The sequence below is a fragment of the Variovorax endophyticus genome (genome assembly GCF_025376855.1).
In the GTDB taxonomy this organism is placed as follows: Bacteria; Pseudomonadota; Gammaproteobacteria; order Burkholderiales; family Burkholderiaceae_C; genus Variovorax.
Window position 1 is genome coordinate 11,132 of sequence record NZ_JAHUTH010000021.1, and the last position, 16,658, is coordinate 27,789.

Sequence of the window (16,658 nt, forward strand, 5' to 3'; positions counted from 1 at the left end):
ACCGCCGCGATGCCGGCTCAGCGGGCCGGCTCGATGTGCGTCACGGTCGGCTTGCCCTGGAGGACCTCCACATGGAAGCGAACCTTGTCGCCGGGCTTGAGCGGCGCCAGCATCTTCCCGTCGGCCACGTCGAAGCCCATGGTCATGGCCGGCATCGCGAGGTTGGGAATGTCGCCGTGCTTCAGCACGATCAGGCCGCTGGCGGGATCGATTCTTTGCACGACGGCATCGGTCAGCATGCCGGGTGCCGGCTTCTTCATGGACGACGCATCGTCCTTCGGCGGCTGGGCCTGTGCGGCGCCCGCTGCGATCAACAGGGCGAATGCGAGGGGATGCAGAACTTTCACGGGAGGACTCCTTCGGTGGTGGGTTGGGAAACGGGAGACGGATGGCCGCGCCGGCGCAACAGGTACCAGGCGGCGGGAACGACGAGCATGCTGAGCAAGGGCGCGCTGACCATGCCGCCCACCATCGGCGCGGCGATGCGCGTCATGACCTCCGAGCCGGTGCCGCTGCCCCAGAGGATCGGCAGCAGGCCGGCCATCACGACGGCCACGGTCATCGCCTTGGGCCGCACGCGCAGCACGGCGCCTTCGCGGATCGCGGCCAGCAAGGTCTGGTCGTTCATCGGCTCGCCGGCATCGAGGCGGCGCGCCAGCGCGTTCTTCAGGTAGACCAGCATCACGACGCCGAACTCGGCCGCCACGCCCGCCAGCGCGATGAAGCCCACGGCGGTGGCCACCGAGATCGAATGGCCCAGCGCCCAGACCAGCCAGAAGCCGCCGACGAGCGAGAACGGCACGGCCGCCATCACGAGGGCCGCATCGGCGAACGACCTGAACAGCAGGTACAGCAGCACGAAGATGACCGCCAGCGTGACCGGGATGACCAGCTTCAGGCGCTCGGTCGCGCGCTCCAGGTACTCGAACTGGCCGGACCACGACACCGCATAGCCCGCGGGCATCTTCACGGCCTTGCCGACCGCCGCCTGCATGTCGTCGACGGCGGAGCGCAGGTCGCGTCCGCGCACGTCGACATAGACCCAGCCCGACAGCCGCGCGTTCTCGCTGCGCAGCATCGGCGGACCGTCCTCGATGGCGATGCGCGCGACATCGCCCAGCAGCAGCTGCGCCCCCTTGTCGGTCACGAAGGGCAACTGCCGCAGCCGCTCCAGCGAATCGCGGATTTCGCGCGGGTAGCGCAGGTTGATCGGATAGCGTTCGCGGCCCAGGATGACCTCGCCCACGTTGTCGCCGCCGATGGCCGTGGACAGCACGGCCTGCACGTCCGCCACCGAGAGCCCGTGGCGGGCGGCGGCGAGCCGGTCGACCTCGACGTCGATGTAGCGCCCGCCCGTGAGCCGCTCCGCCAGGGCCGACGACACGCCGGGCACGCTTCGGACCGCCGCCTCGATCTGCGTGGTCAGCGCATCGATGGTCGCCAGGTCCGCGCCCGCCACCTTGATGCCGACCGGGCTCTTGATGCCCGTGGCCAGCATGTCGATGCGATTGCGGATCGGCGGCACCCACACGTTGGTCAGGCCCGGCACCTTGACGGCGCGGTCCAGTTCCTCGACCAGCCTGTCGGGCGTCATGCCCGCGCGCCATTGCGCCCTGGGCTTGAACTGGACGGTGGTCTCGAACATCTCGAGCGGCGCGGGGTCGGTCGCGGTGTCGGCGCGGCCGGCCTTGCCGAACACGCGCGCGACTTCGGGCACCGTCTTGATCAGGCGGTCGGTCTGCTGCAGCAGCTCGGCGGCCTTCGAGACCGACAGCCCCGGCAGTGCCGACGGCATGTAGAGCAGGTCGCCCTCGTCCAGCGGCGGCATGAACTCGCCACCCAGTTGCGTCAGCGGCGCGGCGGTCAGCGCCAGCAGCAGCGCGGCGACCGCGAGCGTGGCCCTCGGAAAGCGCAACGCCAGCTCCAGCGCCGGCCGGTACACCGCCATCAGGAAGCGGTTCACGGGATTGGCGGCTTCGTGCGGAATGCGCCCGCGGATCAGGTAGCCCATAAGCACCGGGATCAGCGTGACCGACAGGCCGGCCGCCGCCGCCATCGCGTAGGTCTTGGTGAAGGCCAGCGGCGCGAACAGCCGGCCCTCCTGCGCCTCGAGCGAGAACACCGGCACGAAGGACAGCGTGATCACCAGCAGCGAGAAGAAGAGCGCCGGCCCCACCTCCACCGAGGCATCGGCGACCAGCCGCCAGCGCTCCCCCGCGGCGGGCTGGCGCCCCTGCGTCGTCTCGAAGGCCTCGAGGTGCTTGTGCACGTTCTCGACCATCACGATGGCGCCGTCCACCATCGCGCCGATGGCGATCGCGATGCCGCCCAGCGACATGATGTTGGCGTTGACGCCCTGCCAGTGCATGACGACGAAGGCCGCGAGCACGCCCACCGGCAAGGCCACCACCGCGACGAGCGCCGAGCGCAGGTGGAACAGGAAGACCGCGCAGACCAGCGCCACCACGACGAACTCCTCGACCAGCTTGGCGCGCAGGTTCTCCACCGCGCGGTCGATCAGCAGCGAGCGGTCGTAGGTGGGCACGATCTCCACGCCCGGCGGCAGGCCGGGCTTGAGCGTCTCGAGCTTCGCCTTGACGGCCTCGATGGTCGAGCGCGCGTTCTTGCCCGAGCGCATGACGATCACGCCGCCGGCCACCTCGCCTTCGCCGTCGAGTTCGGCGATGCCGCGGCGCATCTCGGGGCCGAGCTGCACCGTGGCCACGTCGCGCAGCAGCACGGGCGTGGCACCCGTCACCGAGAGCGGAATGCTGCGGAAGTCGTCCAGCGAACGAAGGTAGCCGCGCGAGCGCACCATGTACTCGGCCTCGGCGAACTCGACCACCGAGCCGCCCGAGGCCTGGTTGGCCTTCTGCAGCGCCTGCACCACCACCTGCTGCGTGATGCCCAGCGCGCGCATGCGGTCGGGATCGAGCACCACCTGGTACTGGCGCACCATGCCGCCGATGCTCGCGACCTCGGCCACGTCGGGCACGGTCTTGAGCTCGAACCTGAGGAACCAGTCGTTGAGCGCGCGCAGCTGGCCGATGTCGCGCGCGCCCGTGCGGTCGACCAGCGCGTACTCGTAGACCCAGCCCACCCCCGTGGCATCGGGACCCAGCGATGCATTGGCGCCCGCCGGCAGCCGGCTCTGCACCTGGTTGAGGTACTCGACCACGCGCGAGCGCGCCCAGTAGGGATCGGTCCTGTCGTCGAACAGCACGTAGACGAAGGAGTCGCCGAAGAACGAATAGCCGCGCACGGTCTTCGCACCCGGCACGCTGAGCATGGTGGTGGTCAGCGGATAGGTGACGAGGTCCTCGACCACCTGCGGCGCCTTGCCGGGAAAGGGCGTGCGGATGATGACCTGCGTGTCCGAGAGGTCGGGCAGCGCGTCGAGCGGCGTGCGCGCGACCGACCACCCGCCCGCGGCCACCAGGAACAGGGTCGCGATCAGCACCAGGAAGCGGTTGCCGACCGACCAGCGGATCAGGGCGGCGATCATGGCTTGCCGCCCCGCACGCGCTCGATGGAGACCAGCTCGTAGCCCGTGGGGCCGCCCTCCCTGAACGCGAAGCGCACCGTGTCGCCGGGCCGGATCTCCGGGAAGGCGCTCGGCGACGCCTTCGCGAAGCCCATGGTCATGGACGGCCACGTCAGCGTGGCCACGGGGCCGTGCGAGATCGTGATGGCGTCGGGCGCCACGCCCTCGACCTTGCCTTGCGCCTCGTGGAGCGCCGCGGCCGGCGAGGCAGCGGGCGCCGAAGTTGCCGCGGGGGTCGCGGGGGCCGCCATGCTTCCGAGCACCGAGCGCAGCCGGGCCTCCGAGTCGATCAGGAACTGGCCGCTGGCCACCACCTGCTCGCCTTCGCTCAGGCCGGCGAGAACCTCGGTGTCGTCGCCCTGGTCCGCGCCCGGCGACACCTCGCGCGGCTCGAAGGCACCGTCCGCCTTGCGCACGATGACGACGGCGCGCCGGCCGGTACGGATGACCGCCTCGGCGGGCACCACCAGCCGCGTGCCGACGGGACCGGCCACCTGCAGGCGCAGCAGCATGCCGGGCGTGAGCCCGCCGTCCCTGTTGTCGACCTCGAAGCGCGCCTTCAGCGTGCGTGTGGAGCCGCCGATCTCGGGCAGCAGTTCGTCGAGCGTTCCGTCGAAGGACCGGGTCGGGTCGGCCTGCAGCACCGCCTTGACCTTGCGGCCGCGCGCGAGATGCACCGCCTGCGCTTCCGGTATCTCGGCCACCGCCCAGACCTTCTCCAGGCCCGCGATGCGCAACAGCGTCATGCCCGGCGCGACGGCCACGCCCTCGCGCACGCCCAGCTCGGTCACGACGCCATCGGACGGCGCGAGGAGCTCGTAGCGCGCCTGCGCCGTGCCGCTTTGCTCGCTGCGGCGCACGAGCGCGTCGGGGATGGACATCGCCCGCATGCGCTCGCGCGCCGCCGCCACCAGTTCCGGGGCCACGCCCGAACGCTGGAGTGCGAGGAACTCGTTCTGCGGTCCGAGCCACTCCGGCGCGAACACCGTCGCCAGTGGCTGGCCCTTGCGCACGCGTTCCATCGGCGCGCGCACCGACAGGCGCTCGACGTAGCCGGCGACGCGCGTCTGCACCGCCACACCGAGCCGTTCGTCGAACTGCACGCTGCCGACCGCGTCGAACGAACTCGCGACAGGCGCCTTCCGCACGCTGGCAAGGCGCATGCCGAGGTTCTGCTGCACGCCCGGGTCGATCCGCACGCCGCTCTCGTTGGACGGGCCCGCCGCGTTGTCCGCGTACATGGGCACCAGCTGCATGTCCATGAACGGCGACTTGCCGGGTTTGTCGAAGCGCGGCCCGGGCACCATGGGGTCGTGCCAGTAGAGAACCTTGCGGCCATCGGCCGCCGGCGTGGCGGACGGCGTCTCCATGGGTTGCGCCGTCCGGCGGCCCAGGTGGAAGGCGCCGGTCGCGAGCGCCAGGGCGGCCAGCAGCGACGCGCCGATCGTTCGAATCCTGTTCATCGGGCCACCTCGGCAGCGAGCGGCCGGAAGGCCAGTTGGACCTGGGTCCTGGCAAGGTCGCGTTGCAGGGCCAGCAGCTTGCGCCGTGCCTCGACTTCCGCGTGCCGTGCCTCGAACAGCCCGACGAGGCTGCCCTGGCCGGACCGGTACGAGGCCGTCGCGGCCGTGGTGCGCTGGCCGGCGGGAACGAGGACGCCGGCGCGGTAGCGGTCGATGCGCTGCTCGAGGCGTTGGGCCTCGCTGCGCAGCGAGCGGTATTCGGCGGTCGCCGCCCGGATCGCCTCGGCGAGGTCGGCCTCGGCCTTCGTGGCCAGTGCCCGCATGGCGGCGGTGTTGCGGTCCTGGCGCTCGGCGGGGGTGACGGGCAGCGGGATGCTCAGGCCCACCGACACCATGTCCGCGCGGCCGGTGCGCTGGCCGTAGCCGATCTCCCAGGTCCAGTTCGGCTCGCGCTCGGAGGCGGAGACATCGGCGCTGCGCCTCGCCACGTCGAGATCGCGCCGCATCGCCGCGACCGCGGGATGCGCGGCCACATAGTCCGGCTCGGACGGCAGCGCGAGAGGGCCCGGCGGCTCCAGCGCCTCGGGCGCCACGCCGGTCCAGCGCTCGAAGGCGATGGCGGCGATGCCTTGCTGCTGCAGGACATCGGCCGTGTCGTCCTCCGAGGCACCTCGGGCACCGGTCAGCGCCAGCGCCTCCTGGCTGCTGCCCGTGGCGGATGACAGGCGGGCGCGCGATGCTTCCAGTTCCTCGCGCGCATGGTGCTCCATGAGCCGCGCGAGCTTCAGGCTCTCGCCCGCGTAGAAGGCGTCGACGTAGGCGAGCGCCGCCTGCCGGCGGGTGTCGGCGGCCGCGGCCTCCACCCGCACCGTCTCGCGCTCGACCGCGGCATCGGCGGCCGCCTGCCGCGCAGCGCGCTTCCCGGCGGACAGCCATTCCTGGCTGAGGCCGATGCGCTTCATCGTCATCGGTTCGCCGGTCGTGCGAAAGCGGTCGGGACCGGTCGCGGGCAGGTTGTCGATGCCGACGCGCAACGTGGGGTCGGGCAGCTGGGCAGCGGAACGTGCCGCCTCCATGGCGCTCGCTGCGCCGGCATTCGCGGCGCGCATGGTTTCGGAGCGCCGGGCTGCGAGCCCGAGCGTCTCCTCGAGGGACAGGGGGGCTGCCGTCGCGAGGCACGGCAGCAGCGCGACGGCCAGCATGGCCGCGCGCGGGAAGGGAATGGACATGAAAACTCCGCGGACGAACGAGGTGATCGCTGGCAGCGGACGAGCCGCGCCAGCACCGGTCAGTCGACGGAGCTGTCAGACGCGCAGTCTGCGCGTGGCGAGAAAGACGGGATCGGGCGGTGGATGCTGCCGCTCGGGCACGGCCTGCGGTGGCAGGGCGCGGCCTTCCGACGCCAGCACCAGCGGCATGACCACGATCTGCACGATCGCGGGCAGCGAGGGCGTCGCCAGCTTCACGGGCTCGAAGGACAGCGACAGGTCGGCCGCGTGCTGGAAGCACAGCACCGGCTGGGCCATGTCCATGCCCTCGCAGGGCGCGCCGCTGGCCATCGTCTCGGCCATGGACTCGGTATCCGGTGCGCCGGGGCAGACATAGCTTGCCAGCGCCAGCTGCGAGAACAGCAGCGCCAGGACCACGAAGCACGCGGTCAGGCAGCGATGAAGGGAGAGGCGGCGGGCCATGTCTGGGTGCGGAGTGTAGCGGCCCGGCCCGGCTTCCGGCCTGTGGCGCGGTCACGACAGGCCGCGCGCCGGGCTGAAGGAACTCGAACGCCGCGCGCGAAATCGGAGTAGCTTCTGCCCCCGGACAGGGATGAATCGGGGCACCACAATTTCGGCCCCATCGATGCAGAGCCACCGTTGCGATGAAAGCCAGCGATATCGAGCCGGTCCTGCAGGCCCTGCTGCTGCGCGGACTCGACGCCGACTCGCAGGCCTACCAGGAGTTCCTGCGGAAGATGTCCGGCTATCTGCGCGGCTTCATCGGCCGCAGGCTGACCGGCTGGCCCGACGACGTGGAAGACCTGGTCCAGGAATGCCTGCTCGCGATCCACAACCAGCGGCACACCTACGAGAAGGGCCATCCGGTCACCGCATGGGCCGGGGCGATCGCGCGCTACAAGCTGATCGACCTGCTGCGGGCGAAATCGGGCCGCGAGATGCTGCATGTGGCCATCGATGAGCTCGACATCTTCGACGAGTCCCAGGCCGAGGCCAGCGAGGCCAGGCGCGACGTGTTCCAGCTGCTGGAGACGCTGCCCGACCGCCACCGGCTGCCGATCCTCCATGTCAAGCTGGAGGGCCTGTCCGTGGCCGAGACCGCCCGGCGGCTGCTCATGTCCGAGTCGGCCGTGAAGGTCAATGTCCACCGGGGGCTCAAGATGCTCGCCGCCAAGTTTCAGGAACTCAGCGCATGAAAACCGATGACCTCGTGAGCTTCCTCGCCACCGGCATCACGCCGGTCCGGCCGCACGCCACCACGCGGCGGCTCGCCGCGGCCGTTGCCCTGGGCCTGCTGGCCTCCGTGCTGATCGTCGCCAGCCGCTTTCATTTCCGGTCGGACCTCGCGAGCGCGGTGTTCCTGCCGATGTTCCAGATCAAGATGTTCTTCTTCGCCGCGATCGGCTGGGCGGGCTTCGTCATGACCTGGCGGCTCGCGCATCCCGGCGGCCGCGCGGGTCGCGCCTGGCTGGGGCTGGTCCTCCCGGTCGCGGCCATCTGCCTGTTGGCCCTCGCGGCGGTGGCGCAGGCGGAGCCGGGAGAGCGCCTGGTGCTGATCATGCGGGGCGACTGGAAGAGCTGTTCCGCGGCCATCCTGATCGCCGCCGTTCCGCCGATGATCGCGGGCTTCGCGGCCCTGCGCACCCTCGGGCCCACGCGGCCCATGCTGGCGGGCGCGGCCGTCGGCGCGATGTCCGGCGGCCTGGGCGCGGTGGCCTATGCCCTGCACTGCCCGCAGCTGGTCTCGCCCTACTGGGCGATGTGGTACATCCCGGCGATCGGCTGCACGGTGGGCGTGGGGGCGTTGCTCGGCCACCGGCTGTTGCGCTGGTGAGGCCGCGCGCGGCTCAGCGCATCACGAAGGGATTGCCCGTCGCCGCGCCGGTGTTGATCCACACCGACTTGGTCTGCAGGTACTCGCGGACCGCGTCGATGCCGTTCTCGCGGCCCAGGCCCGAGTCCTTGTAGCCGCCGAACGGGGCCATGAAGCTCACGGCGCGGTAGGTGTTGATCCACACCGTGCCGGCCTGCAGCTTCTCGGACATGCGCATCGCGCGGCCGATGTCCTGCGTCCACACCGCCGCCGCGAGGCCGAAGCGCACGTCGTTGGCGATGCGCAGCGCGTCGGCCTCGTCCTCGAAGCGGATCACCGACAGCACGGGACCGAACACCTCCTCCTGGGCGATGCGCATGTCGTTGCGCACACCCGTGAAGATGGTGGGCTGCACGAACCAGCCCGTGCCGCACTCCGGGCCCGTGCCCTTGGCGCCGCCCAGCACGGCGGTCGCGCCCTCGGCGCGCGCGATGTCGATGTACTCGAGCACCTTGCGGTACTGCGGCGGCGTGGTGATCGGGCCGACCTGGGTGTCGGCGCTCATCGGGTCGCCCATGCGCGCGATGCGCGCCACCGCCAGCAGGCGCTCGACGAAGGCGTCGTGGATGCTGGCCTGCACCAGCAGGCGCGAGCCGGCGATGCAGGTCTGGCCGGTGGCGGCGAAGATGCCCGAGATCGCGCCGAACGCGGCCTGCTCGAGGTCGGCGTCCTCGAACACCACGTTGGGCGACTTGCCGCCCAGCTCCATGGCCGTGTGCTTCAAGAGGCGCCCGGCCCGCTCGTTGATCAGGCGGCCGGTCGAATCCGAGCCCGTGAAGCTGATCTTGGCCACCAGCGGATGCTCGACCAGCGGCGTGCCGACCTCGGCACCGAAGCCCGTCACCACGTTGAACACGCCCGGAGGAAAGCCGGCCTCCTCGAACAGCTGCGCGAACTCGAGCGTCGAGGCCGAGGTGAACTCGGAGGGCTTGGCCACCACGGTGCAACCCGCCGCCAGCGCCGGCGCCAGCTTCCAGGCCAGCAGCAGCAACGGCGAGTTCCACGGCGTGATGGCCGCCACCACGCCCACGGGCTCGTGGCGCGTGAAGGCGAAGTAGCCCTTCTTGTCGAGCGGCAGCGTGCTGCCCTGCACCTTGTCGGCCAGCCCGCCGTAGTAATAGAACCACTGCGGGAGGTAGTCGAGCTGGCCGCGCATCTCCGCGAGCAGCTTGCCGTTGTCGCGGACCTCGGTGGCGGCCAGCCGGGCCGCGTCGCGCGCGATCAGGTCGCCGAGCCTGCGCATCAGCGCGCCGCGCTGCGTCGCGGTCAGTTCCGACCAGGGCCCGCTGGTCAGCGCCTGGTGCGCGGCGCGCACGGCCCGGTCGACGTCCTGCGCGTCGCCGCGCGGGATCTGCGCCCAGCTCTCGCCGGTGAAGGGGTTCTGGGTCTCGAACCAGGTGCCGCCATGCGGCTCGCAGGCGTCGCCGCCGATGTGCAATGAATAGCGTTGCATGGGCTCGCCCGTCAGAAAGGGGTGAAGCCCAGCGCGGCGCGGAAGCGGTTCTTGATGTAAGAACCGTCGCGCGGCGGCAGTGCGCGCGGCGGCTCGTTGGCATCGATGAACACCTGCGCGAAGGTGGTCTGCCGCCGGGCGTTGATGCGCTCGGCCAGGTCCTCGCAGGCATCGATGCTGCTCACCGAGAACGCATCGGCGATGCCGAAACCCCTGGCCACCGCCACCAGGTCGGCGCCCAGGCTCGAGTGGCTGCGCTGCATGCCGGTCTCGCCGAAATGGCCGTTGTCGAGCATCACGATGCTGAGGTTCTTCGGCTGCTTGACGCCGATGGTGCCGAGGCTGCCGATGCCCATCAGCTGCTCGCCGTCGCCGGTGATGACGACCACCGACTTGTCGCGCTGCGCGAGCGCCAGGCCCAGCCCCAGCGAGGCGGCGCCGCCCATGGCGCCCCACAGGTAGTAGTTGCGCTCGCGGTCGCCGCTGGCGAACACGTCGTAGGAGGCCGAGCCCAGGCCCGTGACGATCAGGGCATCGGGAATGGCGGCGATCAGGCGGGCCACGAATTCGCGGCGGTCGGCGCGCTGCGCCGGGGTCTTCGGGTTCATCACTTGCGCTCCCACTTCTTGCGGCCGATCAGTTCCTGTCCCAGCAGCACGGCGACCTTCTCGCCGGCCTCGAAGGCGGCATCGAAGCCCGCGCTGACGATCTCCTCGACCTCCTCGGGCTTCGAGGCGCGCAGCACGTGGATGCCCATGAGCTCGAGCGCGGCCTGCGTGGCCTTGCCCATCGGGCCCTGCCAGGGATTGAACTCGGCGTATTCGCCGCGCATGGTCACGAGCGTGAAGAACGGGAAGTCCGCGGCCTGCAGCAGCGAGAACATGTTCACGCAGTTACCCACGCCGCTGCTCTGCATCAGCAGCACGGCGCGCTGTCCGCCGAGCCAGGCGCCGCTCACCAGCGCCACGCCCTCCTCCTCGGTGGTCAGCACCACGTCCTCGATGTCGGGGTCGGCGATGGCGCTGCGGATCACATGCGAATGGCCGGCGTCGGGCACGTAGGCGATCTGCCTCACGCCGCCCGCCTTGAGCACGCGGAAGGCGGCCTGCTGCCAGTCGGGGGCGGCCTGGGTGGTCTGGTTCATGAATCGGGGTTGGTTGGTCAAAGTGCCAGAAATCATAGAATTTGATGCCTGAGAATGTGAAATAGAAATTCGAGATTCCACGATCACGTTTGCGCATGGAGGCAACCACATGGACCTGAAGCAACTGCGCGCCTTTCTCACGGTGGCCGAGACCGGCAACGTCACGCGCGCGGCCGAGGTGCTGCACCTCGTGCAGCCCGCGGTGTCGCGGCAGATCCGCCTGCTCGAGGAGGACATCGGCGCGCCCCTGTTCGAACGCGAGCGCCACGGCATGGTGCTGACCGATGCGGGGCTGGCGCTCGTCGGCTATGCGCGCCGCGCGCTGCTCGAGCTGGACCGGGCCCGGGCCGAGATCGGCACCGTCGACAACGGCATCGGCGGGCTGGTCACCTTGGGGCTGCTGCCGAGCACCATCGACATCCTCTCTAGCCCGCTGGTGGCGACGCTGGCGGCCGACTACCCGGGCATCCGCGTGCGCATCGCGATGGGCTACGCGGGCACGCTGCTGCGCTGGCTCGAATCGGGCGAGGTCGATGCCGCGCTGCTCTATGGCGCGGAGCGCTCGCCCAACATCCAGACCACGCCGCTGATCGAGGAGGCGCTGTGGGTCATCGGCCCGAAGAGCAGCAAGCTGCGGCCCGACCGGCCGGTGGCGCTGGCCGAACTCGCGGGCCACAAGCTGGTGCTGCCGAGCGCGCCGCATGGCATCCGCACGCTGGTCGAGCATGCCTGCGCCGTGGCCCAGGTGACGCTCGACCTGTCGGCCGAGACCAACGCGCTGAGCGTGCAGAGAAGCCTGGTGCTCGGCGGCCATGGCCTGACCCTCCTGCCGCCGATCGCGGTCGCGGAGGACCTGCGCACGCAGAAGCTCAGGGGCGCGCCGCTGGCCGATCCGGGCATCCGCCGGACCATCGTGCTGGCCCTGCCCGTCAACCGGCCGATCGCGCGGCATGTGCGCTGCGCGGTCGACGTGCTCACGCGGGAGGCGCGGCGCGCGATCGATGCCGGTGCCTGGCCCGAGGGCCGCTGGCTCGGCGCATGAGGCGCGCTATGCCAGCACGACGCCGCTGATCAGGTTCTCGGCCATCAGGCGGTCCGGCAGGCTGCCCGGCGGTTGGGCCATCGCCTGCAGGAACCGGCTTCTCGGCGGTGCTTCCAGGCGCACGAGCCGGATCGCCTCCGCCGGGTCCACGGCCTGGAAGCGCAGCCCGTCGCCCGGTCGGAGTTGCGACAGGCCATCGAGGTCGCAGGACAGGACGGTGGCGATCTTCGGATAGCCGCCGGTGGTCTGGTGGTCGGCCAGCAGCACCGAGGCCACGCCATCGCCACCGACCTGGATCGAGCCGCGCACGATCGGTTCGGAAGGAATGGACAAGGCATTGTTCAAGGCCAGTGCCGGTCCCGCGAGGCGCATGCCCATGCGGTCGCGGGCGGGCGTGACCGAGAAGCCCGCGTCGAGGAACGCGGCGACGGAGGCGGTCTCGAAGCTGTCGGTCTGCGGCCCGAGCACGACGCGCACGAGCGGGCGCGGACCGGCCAGCGCGGGCGCGGTGCGGTCTCCCTCGCGTTCCTGCACGACCTGCGTATTGCGCAACACGATCTCGGCGCCCGGCACCAGGCTGCCGCCGCCGAGACCCGATGCCGAATGCGTGGCGCTGTGCCCGGCCCAATGCCCGCACACCGGCTCGCCGCTGAAGGCCAGGTAGGCCCAGCTGCCCCAGCGGCCCGGACGGATCGACAGCGTGTCGCCCGCGCGCAGTGTTCGCACGCACCACGAACCGGTCGCCGCGCCCGAATGGCGGACCTGGAACTCGCCGCCGGCGATGCCGCAGCTCACCTCGCCCGCTTCGCACAGCAGCTCCAGCCCGCCCAGCGAGACCTCGATGGCGGTGGCATCCTGCGGGTTGCCGAGCGCGACATGGGCCGCGGCATGCGCGAGCCGGTCCATCGGGCCCGAGGCGGGCACGCCGAAGCGCAGCATGCCCGGTCGGCCGCCGTCCTGGTACGTGACCAGCGGGCCGCAGGCGCGCACGCGCAGCCTGGCTTCAGCCATGGCTTTCGTTCTCCAGCCTGGCTTCGTATTGCGCGCGGCCGATGCGCTTGAACTTCACGCGGTCGCCCACGCCGAAGAGAAAGGGCGCGCTGTCGTCGCGCGTCAGGATGCGCGTGGGCGAGCGGCCGACGATCGACCAGCCCGTGGGCATCCGCAGCGTGGTGACGAGGCACTGCGGTCCCGCGATCAGCACGCTGCCCGCGGCGATGTCGCGCAGGGCCGAGGGCTTGCGCGGCACCTGGATCTCCGGCGGCACGCCCGACATGTAGGCATAGCCCGGCGCGAAGCCGTACATGCGCACCCGGTAGTCGCCCTGCAGGTGGAGGTCGATCACCGCGTCGATGCCCAGGCCGGAAGCCCGTGCCACCGCTTCGAGGTCGGGCGCGAGGTCGTCGTCGTAGCAGACCTCGACCTCGCGCGCTTCTCCCGCCGGCGGGCCGGCCGGCGGATCGCGCTGCAGCGTCTCGGCCGCCTCCCGGATCCGCGCGTGATCGGTGACCAGGGGATCGAAGACGATCAACAGGCTGACGAAGGCCGGGATGCATTCGAGCAGGCCCTCGGGCGGCGCATGGGCCAGGGCCCGGTCGAGCGCGAGCACCGCGGCGCTGGCCGGGTCGGCGATCGCATCGGCGAAGGACACCAGCAGCGAGTGGTCCGCGACCGGCACATAGCGCGGCCATTCCGGCGTCGACATACCCGCGGCTATCCGAGGAACGGGGCCAGCACGATCCCTTCGGCCGTCAGCCGCTGGCGGATGTGCCGTGCCATCTCGACCGATTCGGCGTTGTCGCCATGGACGCAGACCGAGTCGGCCTTCAAGGCGATGGGGTCGGCGCCCTGCACCGGCATCTTCCCGGTTCGCACGAAGCCGATCAGCCGGTCCGCGGCCGCCTCGGCATCGTGCAGGACCGCGCCCGGCTGGCCGCGCGGCACCAGCTGGCCATTGGGCTGGTAGGCACGGTCGGCGAAGATCTCCGAGAAGGCGCGCAGCCCCTGCGCGCGCGCGGCCCGCTCGAGGCAGGTGCCCGAGATGGCGAGGATCGCGAGCGCGGGGTCGATCTTCTCGAGCGCGGCGACGATGGCCTGGGCCACGCCCATGTCCGCGGCCGCGAGATTGCCGAGCGCGCCATGCGGCTTGACGTAGCGCACCTCGGTGCCCGCGAGCCGGGCCATCGCCGCGAGCGCGCCGACCTGCGCCGCGACCATGCGGCCGATCTCGGCGGGCGGCATCGGTATCACGCGCCGCCCGAAGCCCTCGCGGTCGTTGTAGCCCGGATGGGCGCCGACGTTCACGCCGCGCTCCGCCGCGAGACGCAGGGTGCGGTACATGGTTTCCGCATCGCCCGCATGGCCGCCGCAGGCGATGTTGGCGCTGGTCACGCAGTCGAGGATCCGCGCGTCGTCTCCCATCGTCCACGGGCCATAGCCCTCGCCCAGGTCGGAATTCAGATCGATCCGCATGGCCCGCTCCTCGCTGCTATTTGCCCGGATGGTGGGTCGCCCGCGTGAGCAGCGTGACGCCCGCGCCGTCGGCGCTGTCGTAGTAGGTGAAGCCCGTGCGGTTCGCGCGGCGCCCGCGCATCAGCACCGGCAGGCCCAGCGCCGTGGCCTGCGCCTGCGCGGCATCGGCGTCCGGCACCTCGAAGCCGACGTGGAACACGCCCTCGCCCTTGCTGTCCAGATGCAGCCGCTGCGGCGTCGGCTCGGCGCAGGGCTGGCACAGCTGGAGCTGCACGGTCGGCAGGTTGCACACGCGGTACTTGAGCGCGAGGAAGCCGGGCTTGCTGGGCGCCTCGAGTTCCTCGTATTCGGCCAGCGGCGGGTATTCGGTCCAGGGGCCGATGCCGATAGCCTCGTAATAGGCCTGCGTCCGGTCGATGTCGTGCACCACGATGCAGAGGTGATGCAGCTTGGCGAAGGGATGCGTCATCGCTCAGCCCTTGACCGGGACCACGTAGTTCAGCACGCGCCGGCCACCGTCCACGTACATGGTCTCGCCCGTGATGTAGGAGGCATCGTCGCTCGCCAGGAAGGCGACCACCGAGGCGATCTCGGAGGGCTGGCCATAGCGGCCCAGCGGCGTGCGCGAGAGGATGGCATGGTTGCCCGCGCTCTGCACGAAGGCCCCGGCCACCATGTCGGTCATGATGGTCCCGGGCCCGACGCCGACCACGCGGATGCCGTGCGGCGCGAAGGCCACGGCCGCGGTCGAGGTCACCTGGTTCATGCCGCCCTTGGAGATCGCGTAGGGCGCGACGTTGGGATTGGCCAGCCCCGAGTTGATCGAGGACATGTTGATGATCACCCCGCCCTTGCCGCGCGCGACCATCTCGCGGCCCGCCGCCTGGGTGCCGTAGAAAGCGCCCTTGAGATTGACGTCGAGCACGCGGTCGAGCATCTCCTCGGTGACATCGAGGAACTCCACCACCGGCGCGATGCCGGCGTTGTTCACCATGATGTCGAGGGTGCCGAAATGCCGGACCGCCGCCTCGACAAGGCCGACCACCTCGCTCTTCTTCGAGACGTCGGCGCGCACCGCGAAGACGTCGGCTGCCGGGCCGATCTCGGCGGCCGTCTTCTCGAGGGTCTGGGCGTCGATGTCCGACACGACCACCTTCGCGCCCTCGGCCAGAAGCCGTTCCGCCGTCGCGCGCCCGATGCCGCGCGCGGCGCCCGTCACCACTGCCACCTTGCCTGCCAGTCTCATGGCGATCTCCTTTTCAGTAAACGATGGATTCGAACAAGGGCGTGGCGCTGCGGATGCGCGCCCAGCCCAGGGGACTCATGTCGATGCTGCGGAACGCGCCCGTCGTGATCAGCTCGGCCACGCCGCGGCCGACCGCCGGCGCGTGCATCACGCCATGGCCCGAGAAGCCGGTCGCGAAGATCAGGTTGCCGAGCTCGTCATGCGGACCGACGACGCCGTTGTGGTCGAGCGTGTTGACCTCGTAGTGGCCGGCCCAGGCGCGTTGCAGGCGCAGTTCTTCCATGGCCGGGATGCGCTTGGCGAGCAGGGGCCAGAACAGCGACTCCATCAGGTCGTGGTGCGGTTCGAAGTCGCCGTCGGCGTCCCCGTCGATCTCGGCCGGGGGCTGGATGCCGCCGATGAAGCCCTCCCCTTCGGGCCGGACCCAGATGCCGCTCGAATCGAACAGCATCGGAAGCTCGCTCGCCTTGAACGGCGTCTTGAACGAGAACACGGTGCGCTTCTTCGGCACCACCGGCAGCGCGATGTCCAGCAAGGCGGCCAGGCGGCCCGAGAGCGCGCCCGCGGCCAGCACGCAGAAGTCGCAGGCCAGCACTTCGCCGTTCGACAGCTCGACGCCGCTCACGCGCGCTCCGTCGGTACGGAAGCCGCTGGCCGTCGCCTCCACGTAGTCCACGCCCAGCCGACGCGCCGCGCGGCGCACCTCGGACAGCAGGCTCCAGGCATCGAACCAGCCTTCGTGCTGCACGCCCAGCGTTCCGATGCCCACGTCGCCGAAGTCCACGCCCGGATAGCGCGCGGCCAGCTCGCCGGGATCGAGCACCCGGATGTCGGCGCCATGGCTGCGCTGCATGCGCACGGCTTCCAGCCGCTGCGTGACCTGGTCGTGGCCGCCGAGGATCAGGTAGCCGCGCTCGCGGTAGCCGATGTCTGCCTCGTCGCCGAACAAGGCCTTGATGTCGCGGAACATCCGGGCGCCGTAGAGGCTCATCCGGATGTTCGCGGCCGTGCCGAACTGGGTGCGTATCGAGGCCGCGGACAGCGCCGTCGACGAGAACCGGTACGAGGCGTCCTTCTCGACCACGGTGATCGGTCCCGCGAAGCCGGCCTGGCGCAGCGACCAGGCGCAGAAGCTGCCGATGATGGCGCCGCCGACGATGACGACGCGCGGTGATTGGGCGGAGGACATGCG

17 protein-coding genes are annotated in these 16,658 nt (G+C 70.9%); 3 read left to right on the forward strand and 14 right to left on the reverse strand.

Annotated features, from left to right (window positions below; all coding sequences use genetic code 11):
- Positions 1 to 17 precede the first annotated feature (17 nt).
- From KV106_RS24985 to KV106_RS25005, 5 genes are all read right to left on the reverse strand, one after another.
- Complete coding sequence (locus tag KV106_RS24985; RefSeq protein ID WP_261213105.1) at positions 18 to 347, reverse strand: copper-binding protein; 330 nt, start codon at positions 345 to 347, stop codon at positions 18 to 20.
- Complete coding sequence (locus tag KV106_RS24990) at positions 344 to 3,505, reverse strand: efflux RND transporter permease subunit (protein WP_261213107.1); 3,162 nt, start codon at positions 3,503 to 3,505, stop codon at positions 344 to 346. The genes KV106_RS24985 and KV106_RS24990 overlap by 4 nt, the downstream gene beginning before the upstream one ends.
- Positions 3,502 to 5,007, reverse strand: coding sequence for an efflux RND transporter periplasmic adaptor subunit (locus KV106_RS24995; RefSeq protein WP_261213108.1), 1,506 nt, complete (start codon positions 5,005 to 5,007; stop codon positions 3,502 to 3,504). Before KV106_RS24995 ends, KV106_RS24990 begins: the two co-directional genes overlap by 4 nt.
- Entirely contained in the window at positions 5,004 to 6,236 is a 1,233-nt protein-coding gene (locus KV106_RS25000; RefSeq protein WP_261213109.1) for a TolC family protein, read from the reverse strand. The genes KV106_RS24995 and KV106_RS25000 overlap by 4 nt, the downstream gene beginning before the upstream one ends.
- A gap of 75 nt (positions 6,237 to 6,311) precedes the next feature.
- Complete coding sequence (locus tag KV106_RS25005) at positions 6,312 to 6,698, reverse strand: hypothetical protein (RefSeq protein WP_261213110.1); 387 nt, start codon at positions 6,696 to 6,698, stop codon at positions 6,312 to 6,314.
- Positions 6,699 to 6,880: 182 nt separating this feature from the next.
- On the opposite strand from KV106_RS25005, the gene KV106_RS25010 reads away from it, so the two are divergent.
- Together KV106_RS25010 and KV106_RS25015 are read left to right on the forward strand one after the other, a co-directional pair.
- Positions 6,881 to 7,432, forward strand: coding sequence for a sigma-70 family RNA polymerase sigma factor (locus tag KV106_RS25010; protein ID WP_057593039.1), 552 nt, complete (start codon positions 6,881 to 6,883; stop codon positions 7,430 to 7,432).
- Entirely contained in the window at positions 7,429 to 8,070 is a 642-nt protein-coding gene (locus KV106_RS25015) for a DUF1109 domain-containing protein (protein ID WP_261213111.1), read from the forward strand. Before KV106_RS25010 ends, KV106_RS25015 begins: the two co-directional genes overlap by 4 nt.
- Before the next feature lie 13 nt (positions 8,071 to 8,083).
- Here the strand turns inward: KV106_RS25015 and KV106_RS25020 are convergent, their stop codons facing one another.
- Genes KV106_RS25020 through KV106_RS25030 form a run of 3 tightly spaced genes read right to left on the reverse strand, consistent with a single transcriptional unit; the run spans position 8,084 to position 10,706 of the window.
- Positions 8,084 to 9,562, reverse strand: coding sequence for an aldehyde dehydrogenase (locus tag KV106_RS25020; RefSeq protein ID WP_261213113.1), 1,479 nt, complete (start codon positions 9,560 to 9,562; stop codon positions 8,084 to 8,086).
- Positions 9,563 to 9,573: 11 nt separating this feature from the next.
- A complete protein-coding gene (locus KV106_RS25025) occupies positions 9,574 to 10,170 on the reverse strand; it encodes a thiamine pyrophosphate-dependent enzyme (RefSeq protein ID WP_261213115.1) in 597 nt (198 codons plus the stop codon).
- A complete protein-coding gene (locus KV106_RS25030; RefSeq protein WP_057593044.1) occupies positions 10,170 to 10,706 on the reverse strand; it encodes a thiamine pyrophosphate-binding protein in 537 nt (178 codons plus the stop codon). Before KV106_RS25030 ends, KV106_RS25025 begins: the two co-directional genes overlap by 1 nt.
- 109 nt (positions 10,707 to 10,815) lie before the next feature.
- Here KV106_RS25030 and KV106_RS25035 point away from each other — a divergent pair, with 109 nt between their 5' ends.
- The gene (locus KV106_RS25035; protein ID WP_261213118.1) at positions 10,816 to 11,748 is read left to right on the forward strand and encodes a LysR family transcriptional regulator; all 933 of its coding nucleotides are present in this window, start codon (positions 10,816 to 10,818) and stop codon (positions 11,746 to 11,748) included.
- Positions 11,749 to 11,754: 6 nt separating this feature from the next.
- On the opposite strand, the gene KV106_RS25040 is transcribed toward KV106_RS25035, so the two are convergent.
- The 6 genes from KV106_RS25040 to KV106_RS25065 are packed head-to-tail and all read right to left on the reverse strand — an operon-like array spanning position 11,755 to position 16,655.
- Positions 11,755 to 12,759, reverse strand: a complete 1,005-nt coding sequence (locus KV106_RS25040) for a 5-oxoprolinase subunit C family protein (protein ID WP_261213120.1) — start codon at positions 12,757 to 12,759, stop codon at positions 11,755 to 11,757.
- Positions 12,752 to 13,453 (reverse strand): 5-oxoprolinase subunit B family protein, encoded by a 702-nt coding sequence (locus KV106_RS25045; RefSeq protein WP_261213121.1) that lies wholly within the window; start codon positions 13,451 to 13,453, stop codon positions 12,752 to 12,754. The genes KV106_RS25040 and KV106_RS25045 overlap by 8 nt, the downstream gene beginning before the upstream one ends.
- Before the next feature lie 8 nt (positions 13,454 to 13,461).
- Positions 13,462 to 14,220: a LamB/YcsF family protein gene (locus KV106_RS25050; protein WP_261213123.1), complete on the reverse strand. Its 759-nt coding sequence runs from the start codon at positions 14,218 to 14,220 to the stop codon at positions 13,462 to 13,464.
- A 16-nt stretch (positions 14,221 to 14,236) separates the two neighbouring features.
- Positions 14,237 to 14,689, reverse strand: coding sequence for a VOC family protein (locus KV106_RS25055; RefSeq protein WP_261213125.1), 453 nt, complete (start codon positions 14,687 to 14,689; stop codon positions 14,237 to 14,239).
- Between the two features lie 3 nt (positions 14,690 to 14,692).
- Positions 14,693 to 15,466: an SDR family NAD(P)-dependent oxidoreductase gene (locus KV106_RS25060; RefSeq protein WP_057593050.1), complete on the reverse strand. Its 774-nt coding sequence runs from the start codon at positions 15,464 to 15,466 to the stop codon at positions 14,693 to 14,695.
- Between the two features lie 13 nt (positions 15,467 to 15,479).
- Positions 15,480 to 16,655 carry an NAD(P)/FAD-dependent oxidoreductase gene (locus KV106_RS25065; protein ID WP_261213128.1) on the reverse strand — a complete coding sequence of 392 codons (1,176 nt, stop codon included), beginning with the start codon at positions 16,653 to 16,655 and terminating at the stop codon, positions 15,480 to 15,482.
- Positions 16,656 to 16,658 lie beyond the last annotated feature (3 nt).

Excerpts from the sequence above, each read along its gene's own strand:
- KV106_RS24990 (WP_261213107.1), bottom strand. The coding sequence starts at position 3,505 with ATGATCGCCGCCCTGATCCGCTGGTCGGTCGGCAACCGCTTCCTGGTG.
- KV106_RS24995 (WP_261213108.1), bottom strand. The coding sequence starts at position 5,007 with ATGAACAGGATTCGAACGATCGGCGCGTCGCTGCTGGCCGCCCTGGCG.
- KV106_RS25000 (WP_261213109.1), bottom strand. The coding sequence starts at position 6,236 with ATGTCCATTCCCTTCCCGCGCGCGGCCATGCTGGCCGTCGCGCTGCTG.
- KV106_RS25005 (WP_261213110.1), bottom strand. The coding sequence starts at position 6,698 with ATGGCCCGCCGCCTCTCCCTTCATCGCTGCCTGACCGCGTGCTTCGTG.
- KV106_RS25010 (WP_057593039.1), top strand. The coding sequence starts at position 6,881 with ATGAAAGCCAGCGATATCGAGCCGGTCCTGCAGGCCCTGCTGCTGCGC.
- KV106_RS25015 (WP_261213111.1), top strand. The coding sequence starts at position 7,429 with ATGAAAACCGATGACCTCGTGAGCTTCCTCGCCACCGGCATCACGCCG.
- KV106_RS25020 (WP_261213113.1), bottom strand. The coding sequence starts at position 9,562 with ATGCAACGCTATTCATTGCACATCGGCGGCGACGCCTGCGAGCCGCAT.
- KV106_RS25025 (WP_261213115.1), bottom strand. The coding sequence starts at position 10,170 with ATGAACCCGAAGACCCCGGCGCAGCGCGCCGACCGCCGCGAATTCGTG.
- KV106_RS25030 (WP_057593044.1), bottom strand. The coding sequence starts at position 10,706 with ATGAACCAGACCACCCAGGCCGCCCCCGACTGGCAGCAGGCCGCCTTC.
- KV106_RS25035 (WP_261213118.1), top strand. The coding sequence starts at position 10,816 with ATGGACCTGAAGCAACTGCGCGCCTTTCTCACGGTGGCCGAGACCGGC.
- KV106_RS25040 (WP_261213120.1), bottom strand. The coding sequence starts at position 12,759 with ATGGCTGAAGCCAGGCTGCGCGTGCGCGCCTGCGGCCCGCTGGTCACG.
- KV106_RS25045 (WP_261213121.1), bottom strand. The coding sequence starts at position 13,453 with ATGTCGACGCCGGAATGGCCGCGCTATGTGCCGGTCGCGGACCACTCG.
- KV106_RS25050 (WP_261213123.1), bottom strand. The coding sequence starts at position 14,220 with ATGCGGATCGATCTGAATTCCGACCTGGGCGAGGGCTATGGCCCGTGG.
- KV106_RS25055 (WP_261213125.1), bottom strand. The coding sequence starts at position 14,689 with ATGACGCATCCCTTCGCCAAGCTGCATCACCTCTGCATCGTGGTGCAC.
- KV106_RS25060 (WP_057593050.1), bottom strand. The coding sequence starts at position 15,466 with ATGAGACTGGCAGGCAAGGTGGCAGTGGTGACGGGCGCCGCGCGCGGC.
- KV106_RS25065 (WP_261213128.1), bottom strand. The coding sequence starts at position 16,655 with ATGTCCTCCGCCCAATCACCGCGCGTCGTCATCGTCGGCGGCGCCATC.